Raw genomic sequence first — 15,705 nt, forward strand, 5'->3', positions numbered from 1 at the left:
CGGAGCTTCGATGATTTCTGCGTCCCCCCTATCGCGGGCAACTTTCGCGGTCATCTTGACCTGGCCGGAAGTCAAGAACGCGGAATATGAAGTCGTTCAACGTCTGTGTATCGCCGCCGCCAACATCGGCGCGCGGGTGACCATCGTGGACAACGACGGATATCCGATCTGGTCAACGTTCAAGAACGTCGACGCATCCGACCCGCGGATCGATCGGAGCGAATACGATTTCGTTATTTCTCTGCATTTCGAATCTCCACGACTCTTTGATATACCTTCTTATTCTGCGCTCTGGAATCCATTAGAATTCTATTTCATGTTCGGCTACGAAAAGTCGGTCATGAAGCTCGTGAGCCATAACGATGCCCTGTCGTGTGACTCCGACCTCGCCGACAACCACGCGTTGAATCTCTTTCGGGGTCTCGGAAGGCCGGTCGCGGACCTGCCGAAGCTGTTCCATTCCCCGCCCGAACCGTATCTTCCGCCCACGATCACCGAATCGTCCAAGCTGTTCTACATCGGCATCAATTGGGAGCGGCTCGGCGGCCCCAAGGGCCGGCATCACGATCTTCTCGAAACCCTCGACGAAGAGGACTTGATCGCGATCTACGGCCCGGACGTGTTCCAGGGCGGCCGTCCCTGGGAGGGGTTCAAGACCTACCGGGGGCCGATTCCCTTCGATGGGAGAAGCGTCGTCAAGCGCCTCAACGAGGCCGGTATCTGCCTCGCGCTGTCGTCGAAGGCCCACCAGCAATCCGGCATCATGAGCAACAGGCTGTTCGAGGGCCTCGCCGCCGGCACGGTCGTAATCGCCAACAAGCATCCGATCATCGACAAATACTTCTCGGATTGCGTCTACGTCATCGACGACGATCGGCTCGACTCGGCCGAATTAAGGGATCTGGTTCGGGATCTCATCATCAGCATCCGGCGCAATCCCGAGGAGGGGCAGCGGCGCGCTCAAATCGGCCAGCAGCGGTTGGCCGAGATGTTCAGCCTCGAGCGCAGTCTCGAAACGCTCGTCGCGACGCATGGCGACCGGAACAAGCGCAACGCCTTGCTCCCGGAGGCCGGTGAAGTACCGAACGTCACCGTGATCTTGCTCTACACGCAGACCAGCCGGAAGGAGTTCGGCACGGTTCTGGAGAACGTGCTGCGCCAGGAGGGCGTTGCGATCGACCTCGTCTGCGTCTGCGACCGGCGGCTGGCCGAGGACGTAGCCGGGCTGATCGAGGAGCACCGGCCGCGCCTGCGGTCGATTCGCATGGAAAGCAGGGACTTCTACGGTCTCGCGGATTTCCAGACGAAGTCGGCGCAGCGCCTGCGGGGGACCGGCCCCGTGCTGCACGCCCTTCTCGGCGCCATCGAGACCGAGTTCTTCGCCGTGTTGGGCCGTGACGATCACTGGTTCAGCGATCACCTCGTGACGACCGCCACGGCGCTGGTCCGCATGCCGGGAGCATCGATGGCCGCGTCCGGCCTCCTGGTCGAGGAAGCGGCAGAGAACGACCGCACGGCACGGCGGATCGAGGAACTGGCCTTCACGCAGCATGAGGCGCTCCTGAACGTGACGGGGAGCATCCATGGCGGACGCTTCGTCTTCCGTCGTGAGATCGGTCGAAACATACGCCCCGAGACCATGGCGTTGCTCGACGGCGAGGAGGCCGGCCTTCTGGGTCTGAAGGCGCTCCTGGTGGGCCAGGTCGGCCAGACCAATTACGCCACCTACGTGTCGCTCGCGCACGAACGCTGGAAGCGTCCGCAACCGGTCGTCCCGGCGGAGCAGCAGCACCAGTTCATCCGTGACTCGGTCACGGGGGATCGGACCTGGCAGGCGATGCGCGTCCACGCCATCCCGGTCTCGGCGGCGCTCGCCCCATCGCCCGTGCAGTGGGAGCGCTATGCCTTGCCGACGGCGGCGGCGCCCCTGGTGCAGCCCAACCGCCTCTATCGCGTCGCGGCGGAAGGCAACGGCCTGCGCTACCTCGGGAAGGGCTTCTCGCGGCCGGAGGGGCAGCATGTCTGGATCGACGACGATTCCGCAGAGATCCGTTTCCAGCTTGCCGATTACCGCGAGAATGTGAGCCTTCGCCTGACCTGCTGGGCGCGCCCGGTCGTCAGCGGGTACCAGCGGCAGGGCTTCACCGTCACCCTGAACGATCTGCCGCTCGCCTATGCCGAGATCGACCAGACCCGCCGGACGTTGAGTTTCCCGCTGCCGCCGAAGCTGGTCGGGGCGAGCGAGGACTTCAAGATTGCGATCGTTCCCGATTGGCCGGAGCCGATCAAGGACGCGACTGGCGCCGTCCTCGACGGACGACGCCTCAGCATCGCCCTCGCCGATTTCGCCGTGGTGTGCGCCGCACCTCGGGTCAAGCTCGACGAGGTGCTGGAAACCAAGGCCGGCGCTGCCGGACTACCCCTGCTCATCGACGGATTCTCGACGGCGGAGCCGGAGGCCATCTGGATCGACGGGACGCATGCCGCGCTCGCTCTCCAGATCGATGGCGTAGAAGATGGCGCGGCCGAACTCGTCCTGGACATGACGGGCCGGGCCGCGAACGATGGACAGGCTCAGCGCTGCACGGTGTCCGTCAACGGCGTCCGGTGCAGCGAGGTCACCCTGACAGGCAATCGCCAGACGGTCGTGCTGCCCTTGCCGGCGGTGGGTTATCCCGACGCGTCCTGGCACGTCGAGCTCGACTTCGCGTCCGCGGAGCCGGTCGTGGCCGCCGACGGCAGCATTCTCGATCCGAGAAAACTCTCCGCGCTCTTGCACAGCATCATGGTGCGCCGGAGCAGGCCGGACTAAGTGTGGCGCTGCATTCCAGCGTTTTCGACATCTCATCCGGCGCGCGCGCCGGATTTTGCTGGCCCAACGGAGAACGCAGTCGCTCTGTGAGGCCGCAGGCTCGGCCATTCACGGAAGGCGGTACCGATGCTGGGTTTTCTCAAGTCGCTGCGACGGAAGACGCCTGCACCAGTCACGGCGCTTCCCGGCTTCGATCGCGCGTATTACCTGGCCAACAACCCGGATGTGAAGGCGACCGGCCGCGATCCGCAGGCGCATTTCCTCGAATACGGCTGGAAGGAAGGGCGCGACCCATCCTTGGGGTTCAGCCTGTCGCGGTACCTGCACGCCAACCCGGACGTTCGCGAGGCCGGGGTGAACCCCCTGATGCATTTCCTGGAATTCGGCTTGGCCGAGGGGCGGGACTACGGCGCGCCCAGGGCTCATCGCGACGGCCCTGTGACGGATGCCCCTGCGCTTGCTGGCGTGACGCCGTCCTCGCGCTCGCTCCTCGCGACGGTGGACGACGGCGAGCCCGCGATGGATCGCCTGTGGCGGCGCAAGGGCTCGTCGCAACGGATGGTGAAGACCGGAGTGATCCTCGGTTACGATCCTCCGGCCCCAGCGTCCTGACGCGCCCTCGCCGCTACGCGTCCACCCAGGATACGGGCACCTCGTCGCTGCGTTTGAAGCCGAGTGACGTCGGGGATTGACGCAGGGCGAAGGTGTCCTCGAACCAGTCGCCTACTTCCGTGATGGAGGCAGCTCCGATCCGTCCGCCGCCGAGCCGTCCGCGCCACCCCCAACTCGGTTCGATCGGCACGGGTGTACCGATCGGGCCGGGCGAGGCCGTCTGGGTCCCGATGGCTTCGGCCAGCGCGGCGTCCCCCGCGGCTTGAATGCCGGCGGCGGCATCCGGGGAGATCCTGCCCTTCGCGACTTGGCTGGCCAGGTCGGCGACGACCCGCTCGCGCCAGAGGGCGTAATCGATCGGACAGGGCCCGATGCGGGGCGCTAGGGTCGATGCCGCCGCGAGCGCGGCCTCAAACGAGAAGGGTTGCTGCCCCAGGAAGTGGAACCCCGTCCCCTGGTGATGGGAGCCGATATCCCTTTCCAGATCCGTCCCGAAGGCCGTGCCCGCGGCGCTGTCGTGATGCATCGACGTCCCGATACTCTTGTCGTGACGGCCGATGACGACGATCGGCCGGTTGACGAAGGCTACGCCGGCCGACAATCCCGCCGCAACGCGGTAGCCGAGATATTCACCGAGCCGCTGCACCATGAAGCGGCCGCCCATCGCGGCCCGAACGCGCCGGATGAGGTTGCGATGCAGGACCACGGCGCCGGTATGCCGGACATTCCCGGAGTTGATGCTGCGGCGCGCAACATCGTCGCCTTCCATCAAGACGACAGTATCGCTGAAAGTGGCGCTATCGAGAGTATTGGCGAGTTCCAGGGCCATGAAGTTCGGCCAGTAATACCGGATCCGATTCGCGTAGATTATCTCGGCGTCGGAATGCGATGCGACGTGGTCGATCATCGCGAAGCGCGAGCTCAGGATTTGGTCGTCGTCGCCGAGATGTCCCAGCCATTCACCTCGGGCATGGCGATACGCCCAGTCCGCGTTGCTCGCGTAATCAACGCGCTCCGGAGGTCGCAGGACGGTGAGCCGTTCGTCGCCTAGGCCGTTGAGGAACTCCCAGGTGCCGTCCTCGGAGTGGTTGTCACTGACCACAACCTCGACGCCGTCCGGAATCCGGGACAGGAGGCCGGGCAGGACCACCTCCAACGTCTGGCGCCCGTTCAGGGTCGGGATCAGCACGGAATGCCGTGGCGGTACGTGCGTGCCGATCGCCGGTCGCGACGGCAGGGGCGGGGCCGCTTCGATCGTGATGGAGGTCGAAATGAGCGCGAGCGGGGTGGCCCCCTCCGAAGGCGGGGCGAGGTCCTGCGCCTGGACGACGAGCCGTGTCGCGGGATCGACGATCAAGGTCCTGGACAGGCGCGCCGTCAGCCGCGCCGCGCCGTCGAGGCCGACCTGTTCGGCCGCGAGAGTGAGGTCTCCCAGGCGAAGCTCCGCCGTCTGCCCGGAGCAGCTGCCATGCGTGCCCACCTGTATCGTGATGAGGACGTCATGTCCGACGGGCAGCGGGAGGATCAGTTCCGCCTCCCGAGACGTGGTCCAGCGATAGACGAGCTCACCGTTCGTTTCCGCGGCAGCCCAGCCTGGGCCGAACCACGCGGCATTCGTGAAATCCAGCCGGTCCGGGACTGTCGACAGGCCCAGGGGCGGTCCGAGTCGGGCGTGGATCGCCTCGACAGACCGGCCCGTGAGCCGGGATCGCATCTCGTCCATGTCCGCGATCGGCTCGGCGAAGTAGCCGACGACCCCGTGCGCCTGCCAATGATCGAGTTTGGTGCGCAGGTGCGAGGAGAGCCATCCGGGCTTCTCCGCGAGGCTGTTCGGGTAGCTGTAATGGAAAGCCCACCAGGCCGCGTTCCCGTCGGTGAACGCATTCTGGCGAGAGCCTTCCGCCAAACTGGCGACCCCCTGCCCGGCAGCGAAGCGATTCAGGTGGCTGTGCCCCAGCGCATGGAGTGGCGTGCCCCAGAACAGGGCATGAAGGCCGACGCTGGAACTGACGGCCGCGACCCGATCGACGCGGCGGGCGAGTCTCTGCCCCGAGCACAGGGGGGCCAGCGCTTCGGGGATCGGAATGAAGTTCGGATGCCGCTCCTTGATGAAATCCTTCTCGGCCGGGGTCATCCGGCGGCAATCGGGATGCTCACTGGCCACGACCGCCCAATGCGGCGGAGCGTTCTCGAGAACGTCGAGCAGTTGGTGGACCTGCGAGCGGTAGGAACAGCTCGCGTCGAAGAAGAACGCACCGTTCTCGTGGCCGACGACCAGCAGCGAGGTCTCGTAGGTCCCGATGTGGTCTTCGATTTCCGAGAAAGCCGCGTCCTGGAGGCGGTAGGCGAGTTCCAGGGCCGAGCGTAGCTCGCGGGTGGCGTCCATTGTCGCCTGATCGCTCGTCGAGGCTGGCTCGGTCGGCTGAGCCGGGACCGACCAGAAGTGGAAACCGCGCGGATCGAGCGTGTAGGTCAGGGGAAGGGGCGGTCGTGAGAAGATCGACGTTTCTTTATGGAGGATGAGCGCATTCGGAAACAACACGCGCAGATGAGGCGCCGGACACCAAGTAATGATGATGTCCGGTTGGAAATCTCCAAGGGCCTTCTCCAGCGCGTCTGCCAAGAGCGCTCGCGTGGCCAGGGCGGCGGGCCGGTCCAGGCTGTCGGCCAGCGCCTCGACGGCGTCCGCAGACAGCGGATCGAAATGACGATGCAGCAGGGTGTTCACATCGCCATGCGGGTTCCAGAGCCGGTTGACGAGCTCGTCCTCGCTGATCGTGATCACGGCGTGACGGGGGATGCCGACCTTTCGCGTGACCGGCAGGAAACGCTCGTGAACCAGCATTCGCGCGTCATGGCCATCTCGCGTCAGCGCCCGAAGCCAGGGTGCATCGCAGCCGAGATGGGCCGACCACCGGAAGAACGAGGCATTGTCGGTCAGAGGGTCTTCGTAGAACAGAACGCGTAGATCGGCCCCGGATTGCATCATTCGTCAGCTAACCTTTGGCTTCATATGTTTGAGAATACAAAGTAAATATTCAAATATTTTCAGTTTTTTCTAAGGTTGCTCAGCAACATGTGCGGAGTTGACCGGCCATTTAGATGCCAAGCCATGCATCTCGATAAGTATCATACGGGTGCTCGGCGCTCAAATCCATACGAATTGTAACATTTTGCGCCTGCCGTGTTGATCGGGGCGGGCAGGGGTCTAGAAAGCTTTGATTTGATTTCGCCCGATCCGATCATATTGCTTCATAGCTACGATGAGGAAATTGCGGCGGAGCTGAGTTTTCATGCAAGGCTTGCTGGGCGCCGTGGCGTTGAAAGGAAATCGAATATTCGACAGTTTTCATATTTTATCCGATAGCGCGTAAATTAGAAAACTGATCTACATTATTACTGTCTGAGTTTTTTGTGATGAATGCCGATTTTGCAGATTTAGTAGGGATGTGATGGAGACTTTAGATGTATATAGGAAATTTATCGTGACATTGGCGCAACAAATGGGTCGGATGATCATCGTTCTATCCCTAAACGACTCTGAAATACATTGAGTCATATGCTAAGCGGCATGTGGAGACAGGGGCCGGCTCGCGGTCGGCGCTTGTCGCATCGCGTTCGATGGCGTTGTGAGAGCAGATCACATCATGGGCTGGATGAAGTTCGACGGGCCCGCACGTCTTGCGGTACGCGTCCGTCTTGCCATTTCAACTGCGGCGTCGCGCAGCCTGCCGCTACAAGCACAGCGGTTCGCGGTCGCCGTCTGCCTGCTGTCCTCGACGGCCTTGACTCCAGCCCATGCCGCCTCGCCTGCCCTATGGACGGGTACGATCAGCTCCGATTGGGCGGATGCGCGCAACTGGAGTTCAGGCAGCGTGCCGAGGCTGAACGTCGATACTGTCGAGATCGATGTCACGCGCCAAAGCGTGGTTGAGACTGCTGGAGCAAGCGCCAATCAAATCATTGTCGGTAAAGACAATAGCGGCACATTACTGGTGCGAAGTGGTCAGTCTCTCGATATATCGGAATCGAGCGTACCGAGTTTATTCGTCGGTCAGCATACTGGGTCAAGTGGATTCATTGGTATCAATGGAGTGGACTCTAAGATAGCGGCCGGTGGGATCGTAAACATCGGTGTTTACGGAACGGGCGTTGTAGAAATTGCAAACGGCGGTAAATTAACATCTAGAGATGAAATCGATCTTGGATATTTTGAAGTTGGTATTTTAAATATTATGAGTGGCGGAAAAGTTTCCAGTACAAAAGCAAACATCGGCTTTACACCTAATGGCTCTGCCATCAGAGGCAGCGGCACTGTCAGTATTGACGGTACCGGTTCGAACTGGGCTGCGTCATCCAACGTTACTGTCGGCGCAGGCGGTAACGGAAGACTGACTATTACGGATGGCGGATCTCTTTCCGCTCAGAACGGATCCTTGGGCGGCGACGTGAATGGGGTCGGTAACGCTTCCGTTGACGGGAATAACTCTACCTGGACCAACAATAACGGCCTAACAGTCGGCAACCTGGGAACGGGCACGCTGACGCTTTCCAATGGTGGGAAGGCTACCGCAACGATGGCCTTCCTCGCCAAGAGCCCCGGCTCCATTGGCACGATCAACATCGGTGCAGCGCCCAATGCCACGGCGGTGGCGGCGGGGACGTTGCAGGTCCCCGTTCTCACCTTCGGCAACGGGACCGGCACACTCAACTTCAACCATACGGGCGACGCCTACGAATTCGCGCCGCAGGTGTCGGGCGGGGGGGCGATCACGCTGGTGGCGGGCAAGACGATCCTGACCGCCGACCCGTCGGGCTTCACCGGCACGACCACCATCAACGCCGGGGCAAAGCTGCAATTCGGCAACGACACCGGCACCACCGCGCCGGACCTGACCTACGCGGGCATTCTCGCGGGCGCGGGCACCTTGGAGGTGCTGGCGAACACCGTCCGTCTGACGGGCGCGTCGTCCGGCTTCGCGGGCACAGCCCGCATCGACAGTCACAAGACCCTGCAGGTCGCCACAAGCGGATCGTTCGGCGGGACCGTTCACGTCGACGGCAAGTTCCGGTATGCGAGCACCGCCACATCTTTCCTCAACTTCGAGGGGGTGGGGTCGCTCGCGCTGGACAGCGGCCGCATTATCGCCGTGAATAATTCCTCCGGCTACACCGGCACCGCGACGGTCGCCCACGGCGCGGTCCTGCAAGTTGCCGCGACGGGCGGGACGGCCGTCTTCGGCGGCGCGATCGGCGGCGCGGGCCTGCTCGAAGTCGTCGCGACCGGAGCCGGCACCCTGACCGGCGACGCCTCGGGCTTCGCGGGCACGGTCACCATCGCCAGGGGGGGGACCCTGCGGATCGGCAACGGCGGCCGGAGCGGGCTGCTCGGCGGTGCCGTCACCAATGACGGCACGCTGGCCTTCGACCGTGCCGACGCGTCGTCTTTCGCCGGCACCCTGTCCGGCTCGGGCACAATCACCACGCGCGGCGGGATCGTTCTCATGACCGGCGATTCCTCGGCCTTCGCGGGAGAAACCACCGTCGACGCCGGCGCGACCCTGCGGATCGACGACGGCGGCACCGGCGGCCGGCTCGGCGGCCGGATCGCCAACAGCGGCACGCTGACCTTCGGCCGGATCGATTCCATCACCGCCTCGAACGTGATCTCCGGCGGGGGGGCCGTCGAACTGCACTTCGGAACGGTGACGCTGACCGGCAATTCCTCCGGCTTCACGGGGACGACCCGTCTCGCCAACGGCGCGACGCTGCAGATCGGCGATGGCGGCACGAGCGGCGCCCTGGGGGGCAACATCACCGACGACGGCACCCTCGCCTATAACCGGCGCGATGCGTCCACGCTGGCCGGCGCAATCTCCGGTTCGGGAGCCTTCAAGATCCTCGGCGGGACGGCGGCGTTGACGGGCGATTCGTCCGGCTTCGCGGGCACGACCCGCATCGCCACCGGCACGACGCTCCAGCTCGATCCCGGCGGCGCCCTGGGCGGCCGCATCACCGCCGACGGCACCCTCACATACAACCGCAACGATACGTCCACGCTGCCAGGCGCGATCTCCGGTTCGGGCCGCCTCAGCGTGCTCGGCGGGACGGCGGCGTTGACGGGTGATTCCTCCGGATTCGCGGGCACGACCGGGATCGCCAACGGGGCCACGCTCCGGATCGATGCCGGTGGCGCCCTCGGCGGGGGTATCACCGACAGCGGCACACTGGCCTACAACCGGAATGATGCGTCCACGCTGGCCGGCGCGATCTCCGGTTCGGGCGCCCTCGACGTCCTCGGCGGGACGGCGGTGCTGACGGGGAATTCCTCCGGCTTCGCGGGCACGACCCGCGTCGCCAACGGCGCGACGCTGCAACTCGGCGATGGCGGCACGAGCGGAGCCCTAGGCGGCAGCGTCGCCATCAACGGCACCCTGGCCTCCCGCCGGAGCGACAGCGCCATCCTGTCCGCGACCCTGACGGGGGCGGGCACGTTCGACGTGAGCGGCGGCGCCGTCCTGACCGGCGACGCCTCCGGCTTCACCGGTACGACCCGCGTCGCGAACGGCGCGACGCTGCAGATTGGGAATGGGGGCGCCGGCGGCGCCCTGGGCGGCAGCGTGGTCGATCGCGGCACCCTGGCCCTCAACCGGAATGACACGTCCGCCCTGCCCGTCACGCTCTCCGGCGCGGGGGCCTTCGAAGTCCTCGGCGGGACGGCGGTGCTGACGGGCGATTCCTCCGGCTTCGCGGGCACCACCCGTATCGCCAACGGCGCGACCGTGCAGCTCGGCGACGGTGGGACGCGTGGCGCCCTCGGTGGCAGCGTCACCGCCGACGGGACGCTGGCCTACAACCGCACCGACAGGTCCACCCTGTCGGACGCGATCCTCGGTTCGGGGGCGTTCCGCGTCCTGCGCGGGACGGCGGTGCTGACGGGCGATTCCTCCCGCTTCACGGGCACGACCGGCGTCGGCCGCGGCGCGACCCTGCAGATCGGCGACGGCGGCAGGACGGGGACGCTCGGCGGGGCGGCGACCGTCGACGGAACCCTCGCCCTGAACCGCGCCGACACCGTCGAGGTGGGCACGGCGATCTCAGGCAGCGGCACCCTCGTCCAGCGCGGCGCGGGCAACACCCGGCTCACGGGGGACTCGTCCGCCTTCGCCGGCACGACCAACATCACCGCCGGCACGCTCAGCGTGAACGGCCGGCTCGGCGGCACGGTGAGTGTCGCGAGCGGCGGCACCCTCGGCGGCGGGGGGACGCTCGGCGGCTCGGTGAGCGTCGCGGACGGCGTCCTCGCCGCCGGCAACAGCCCCGGTACCCTCACCATCGCGGGCGATCTCGTCCTGTCGGCGGCCTCGATCCTCAATTTCGAGCTGGGGCAGGCGGGAGTCGTGGGCGGATCGCTGAACGATCTCGTCGCCGTCGGCGGCAACCTCACCCTGGCGGGCACGCTCAACGTGACCCAGGCGACGGGCGGCATCTACGGCGCGGGCGTCTACCGCCTGTTCACCTATGGCGGAACGCTGACGAACAACGGGCTCGCCCTCGGCACCATGCCCACCGGCTCGGCGAACACCCTGCAGACGACGGTGCAGGGACAGGTCAACCTCATCAACAGCCAGGGCATGACCTTCAGCGTCTGGGACGGCACGGCGGGCGTGAAGAACGACGGGATCGTGCAGGGCGGCGACGGCGTGTGGACCGCCTCGGCCGCGCTCGGCGCGCCCAACACCGACAACTGGACCACCACCAACGGGACCCCGAACGCGGCCTTCTCCAACGGCACCTATGTCCTGTTCGAGGCGCAGCCCGGCACGGTCACGGTGGATGGCGGCGCGGGGGCGATCCGCGTCACGGGGATCCAGTTCGCCGTCGATGGCTACCGGATCGTCGGCGATCCCGTCACCCTCAGCCAGGCAGCGACGCCGATCCGGGTCGGCGACGGCACCGCGGCCGGCGCGGGCATGACGGCCACGATCGGCAGCGTGCTGGCCGGCAACGGCCTGCTCAAATCCGACCTCGGCACGCTCATCCTGACGGGGGCCAACACCTACACGGGCGGCACCTCCATCGCCCAGGGCACCCTGGCGCTCGCCAGCACCGGCAGCATCGCCGCCTCCTCGGGGGTGACGGATGACGGGACCTTCGACATCGCAGGGACGAACGCGGGCGCGTCGATCAAGAGCCTCGCCGGCAGCGGTAAGGTCGTGCTCGGCGACCGGACCCTCACCCTGACGGATGCGCGGGACACCTTCGCTGGCAGCATCGGCGGAACGGGGGGCGTGACCGTGACCGGCGGCACGCAGACCCTGACGGGGGCCAATTCCTATACGGGCGCCACCACCATCACCCCCGGCGCGACCCTGGCGCTGGCGAGCAATGGCAGCATCGCGGCCTCGTCCGGCGTCGCCGACGACGGGACGTTCGACATCGCGGGCACGAATACGGGGGCGGCGATCACGACGCTCTCCGGCAGCGGCAATGTGGTGCTGGGCGACCGGACGCTGACCCTGACGAACGCGCGGGACAGCTTCGCCGGCACCCTCGGCGGGACGGGAGGCGTGACCGTTTCCGGCGGCACGCAGACCCTGACGGGTGCCAATCCCTACACGGGCGCCACGACCATCACCCCCGGCGCGACCCTGGCGCTGGCAGGCAATGGCAGCATCGGGGCCTCATCCGGCGTCAGCGACGACGGGACGTTCGACATCGCGGGCACGAATACGGGCGCCTCAATCACCTCGCTGTCCGGCGGCGGCAATGTCGTGCTGGGCGACCGGACGCTGACCCTGACGAATGCGCGGGACACCTTCGCGGGCGGCATCGGCGGGACGGGCGGTGTGACCGTGTCGGGCGGCACGCAGACCCTGGCGGGAGCCAATCCGTATACGGGCGCCACGACCGTCACCCCCGGCGCGACCCTGGCGCTCGCAGGCGGCGGCGGCATCGCGGCCTCGTCCGGCGTCACCGACGACGGGACGTTCGACATCGCCGGCACGAATGCGGGCGCGGCGATCACGACGCTCTCCGGCGGCGGCTATGTGGTGCTGGGCGACCGGACGCTGACCCTAACGAACGCGCGCGACACCTTCGCCGGCACCCTCGGCGGGACGGGCGGCCTCACCGTCGCGGGCGGGGCGGAGATCCTGACCGGAACCAACACCTATACGGGCGCCACCACCCTCACGCCCGGCGCGACCCTCGCCCTCACGGGCAACGGCAGCATCGCGGCCTCGTCGCGCGTCATCGACAACGGCACGTTCGACATCGCGGGCACGAACGCGGGCGCCTCGGTCGGAAGCCTCGCGGGCAACGGCACCGTCGTCCTCGGCGGCCGGACTCTGACCGTGACGGCGGGGCAGGACACGTTCGGCGGTACCATCGGCGGCGCGGGCGGCCTCACCGTCGCGGGCGGCACGCAGACCCTCGGCGGCACCAACACCTATACGGGGGCGACCACCCTCACGCCCGGCGCGACCCTGGCGCTCGCGGGCGATGGCAGCATCGCGCCGTCGTCGGGCGTCACCGACGACGGCACGTTCGACATCGCGGGCACGAATACGGGGGCGGCGATCACCTCGCTCTCCGGCGGCGGCAATGTCGTGCTGGGCAACCGGACTCTCACCCTGACGAACGCGCGGGATACCTTCGCGGGCGGCATCGGCGGCGCGGGCGGTGTCACCGTCGCGGGCGGGACGGAGACGCTAAGGGGGGCCAACGCCTATACGGGCGTCACGACCATCACCCCCGGCGCGACCCTTGCGCTCACGGGCGCTGGCAGCATCGCGGCCTCGTCGCGCGTCATCGACAACGGGACGCTCGACCTCGCGGGGACCGCCTCGGGCGCGTCGATCCGAAGCCTCGCCGGCACCGGCACGGTGGCGCTCGGCGGCCAGCCCCTCACGATCACGGCGGGGCAGGACAGCTTCGACGGCCGCATCGACGGGGCGGGCAGCCTCACCGTCGCGGGCGGGACGCAGACCCTGACCGGTGCCAACACCTATACCGGCGCGACCACCATCGCCCCCGGCGGCACCCTGGCGCTCGCGGGCACCGGCAGCATCGCGGCGGCGTCCGGCGTGGTCGACAACGGGACGTTCAACATCGCCGGCACCGCGTCGGGCGCGGCGATCACGACGCTCGCGGGCACCGGCACCGTGACGCTCGGCGCCCGGACGCTCACCCTGACGAACGCGCGGGACACGTTCGCCGGCCGCATCGACGGACCGGGCGGCCTCGCGGTGACGGGCGGGACGCAGGTCCTGGCCGGCGCCAACACCTATGGCGGCGGCACCGCCATCGCCCCCGGCGCCACCGTGCAACTCGCCGGCAGCGGCACGCTCGGCACCGGCCCCGTGGCGAACGAGGGCGTCCTCGCGGTCAACCGGGGCGATGCGCTCACCCTCGCCAACCCCATCGCGGGATCGGGGAGCCTCGCCCAGATCGGGGCCGGCACGACCACGCTGGCGGGGGCCAACACCTATACCGGCGGCACCTCTATTCAGGCCGGCACGCTCGTCGGGTCGGCGGGGAGCTTCGGCAGCGGCGCCATCACGAACGCCGGCACGCTGGTGCTGGATCAGGGCACGGATGCGCCCTTCGCCAACACGATCCTCGGCACCGGCAGCTTCATCAAGCGCGGGGCCGGCACCCTCGTCGTCACCGGGGATTCCGGGGCCTTCGCCGGCCCCACCACCCTCGTCGGGGGCGGCTTGCGGGTGAACGGCGCGCTGGCGGGCTCCGAGATCACGGCGTTGTCGGGCACGACCCTGTCCGGGTCGGGGCTCGTGGGGGCCGTGGTGGCGCGGGCGGGCTCCACCCTCGCGCCGGACGGCCTCACGGTGAAGGGCTCCACCCTGCAGCAGGCGGGCTCGGTCTACGCGGTCTCCCTGGCGGCGGCCGGCACGATCACGGGCCGGATCACCATCGGCGGCCGGGCGGTGATCGAGAGCGGGGCCATGCTCGCCGTGACCCGCCTCGGCACGGACGCGTTCCGGCCCAACACGCGCTACACGCTGATGAACGTGGCGGGGGGCGTGAGCGGCACCTTCACCCTCACCGGCGACACGATGGTCTCGGCCTTCTACGGCCTGCGCGACCATTATGGGCCGAACGAGGTCTATCTCGAAGTGGAGCGGGTGAGCACCTTCGTCGATGTGGCCCGCACCGCCAACCAGCGCGGCGTCGCCCTGAGCCTCGAAGCCATGCCGACCACCTCGCCCCTGCGCGCCGCGGCCGAGCGCCTGCCCAACGCCGCCACGGCGCGGGCGGCGTTCAGCGCCCTGTCCGGGAGCCTCCATGCCACGATGATGGGCCTGCAGGCGGCCGGCAGCGCCGCCTCGCGGGAGATCGTCCTCGGCCGGATGCGCGGCGACGGCAGCGCGACCTGCCTCGATGAGCCCCGGCGCCCCGAGGCCTCGCGGCGCGATTGCCCGGCGATCTGGGTGGCGGGTCTCGAAAGCTGGGGCCGGAGCGGCGGCACCGCCGAGGCGCAGGGCTTCCGATCCGGCCTCGGCGGCGTGCTGGCGGGTCTCGATGCCTCGATCTGGACCGGCAGCCGCCTCGGCCTGTTCGCGGGCTACCAGCGCCAGACGCTCACGGGCGCGCGTGGCGGCGGTTCCGCCTCGGCCGAGGCGCCCATCGTCGGCGCCTATGGCAGCGCGGACTGGGGCCGGTTCAGCCTGCGGACGGGGATGTCCTATGCCTGGGACGATGGGAAGGCGAGCCGGTTCGTGGCTCTTCCCGGCTTCTCGGACAGGCTGAGCAGCCATTCCGAATCCGGCACGGCGCAGGCCTTCGGAGAGATCGCCTACCGCTTCGAGATGAGCGTCACGGACCGCTTCACGGCCGCGCTGGAGCCGCTGGCCGGGCTCGCGGGGGTGCGTGTGGCCTCCGACGGCTTCACCGAGCGCGGCGGCCTCGCCGCCCTGGCGGTGGACCGGAGCGAGAGGGACACCGGCTTCGCGACGCTGGGCCTGCGCGGGCGGTTCGGCTTCGATGTCGGCGGCGTCGCGGTGGAGGCCACCGGCACCCTCGGCTGGCGCCACGCCTTCGGCGACGTGGTCCCGGTGCGGACGATGCGCTTCGCGGGAACCGGCCCCTTCCCGGTCCTGGGCGTGCCCCTCGACGAGGACAGCCTCGTCGGCGATCTCGGGATCGGGGCGCAGGTCACGCAGGGCGTCAACCTGTCGGTGTCCTACACCGGCGAGGTCGGCGAGCGGGCGCACCGGCAGGGGGTGCGCGGCGCCTTCAACCTCGCCTTCTGAGGGGCC

Annotated in this window: 4 protein-coding genes and 1 pseudogene; 4 read left to right on the forward strand and 1 reads right to left on the reverse strand. The window is 67.7% G+C overall.

What is annotated here, in order from left to right; genetic code table 11:
• The first annotated feature begins 10 nt into the window (after nt 1-10).
• Together MKK52_RS00950 and MKK52_RS00955 are read left to right on the forward strand one after the other, a co-directional pair.
• A complete protein-coding gene (locus MKK52_RS00950) occupies nt 11-2,812 on the forward strand; it encodes a glycosyltransferase (protein WP_243951878.1) in 2,802 nt (933 codons plus the stop codon).
• 126 nt (nt 2,813-2,938) lie between these two features.
• On the forward strand, nt 2,939-3,424 hold the full coding sequence (locus MKK52_RS00955; RefSeq protein WP_243951879.1) for a hypothetical protein: 486 nt from the start codon (nt 2,939-2,941) through the stop codon (nt 3,422-3,424).
• A 13-nt stretch (nt 3,425-3,437) separates the two neighbouring features.
• On the opposite strand, the gene MKK52_RS00960 is transcribed toward MKK52_RS00955, so the two are convergent.
• Nucleotides 3,438-6,413, reverse strand: a complete 2,976-nt coding sequence (locus MKK52_RS00960) for a glycosyltransferase (protein ID WP_243951880.1) — start codon at nt 6,411-6,413, stop codon at nt 3,438-3,440.
• A gap of 1,246 nt (nt 6,414-7,659) precedes the next feature.
• Between MKK52_RS00960 and MKK52_RS27180 the strand changes: the two are divergent.
• Together MKK52_RS27180 and MKK52_RS00965 are read left to right on the forward strand one after the other, a co-directional pair.
• Nucleotides 7,660-7,983, forward strand: a pseudogene (locus MKK52_RS27180) (autotransporter outer membrane beta-barrel domain-containing protein); the annotation flags it as partial.
• A gap of 18 nt (nt 7,984-8,001) precedes the next feature.
• Complete coding sequence (locus MKK52_RS00965; RefSeq protein WP_243951881.1) at nt 8,002-15,699, forward strand: autotransporter-associated beta strand repeat-containing protein; 7,698 nt, start codon at nt 8,002-8,004, stop codon at nt 15,697-15,699.
• Nucleotides 15,700-15,705 lie beyond the last annotated feature (6 nt).

Origin of the sequence: Methylobacterium sp. J-067, assembly GCF_022829465.1 — a bacterium.
Lineage (GTDB): Bacteria > Pseudomonadota > Alphaproteobacteria > Rhizobiales > Beijerinckiaceae > Methylobacterium > Methylobacterium litchii.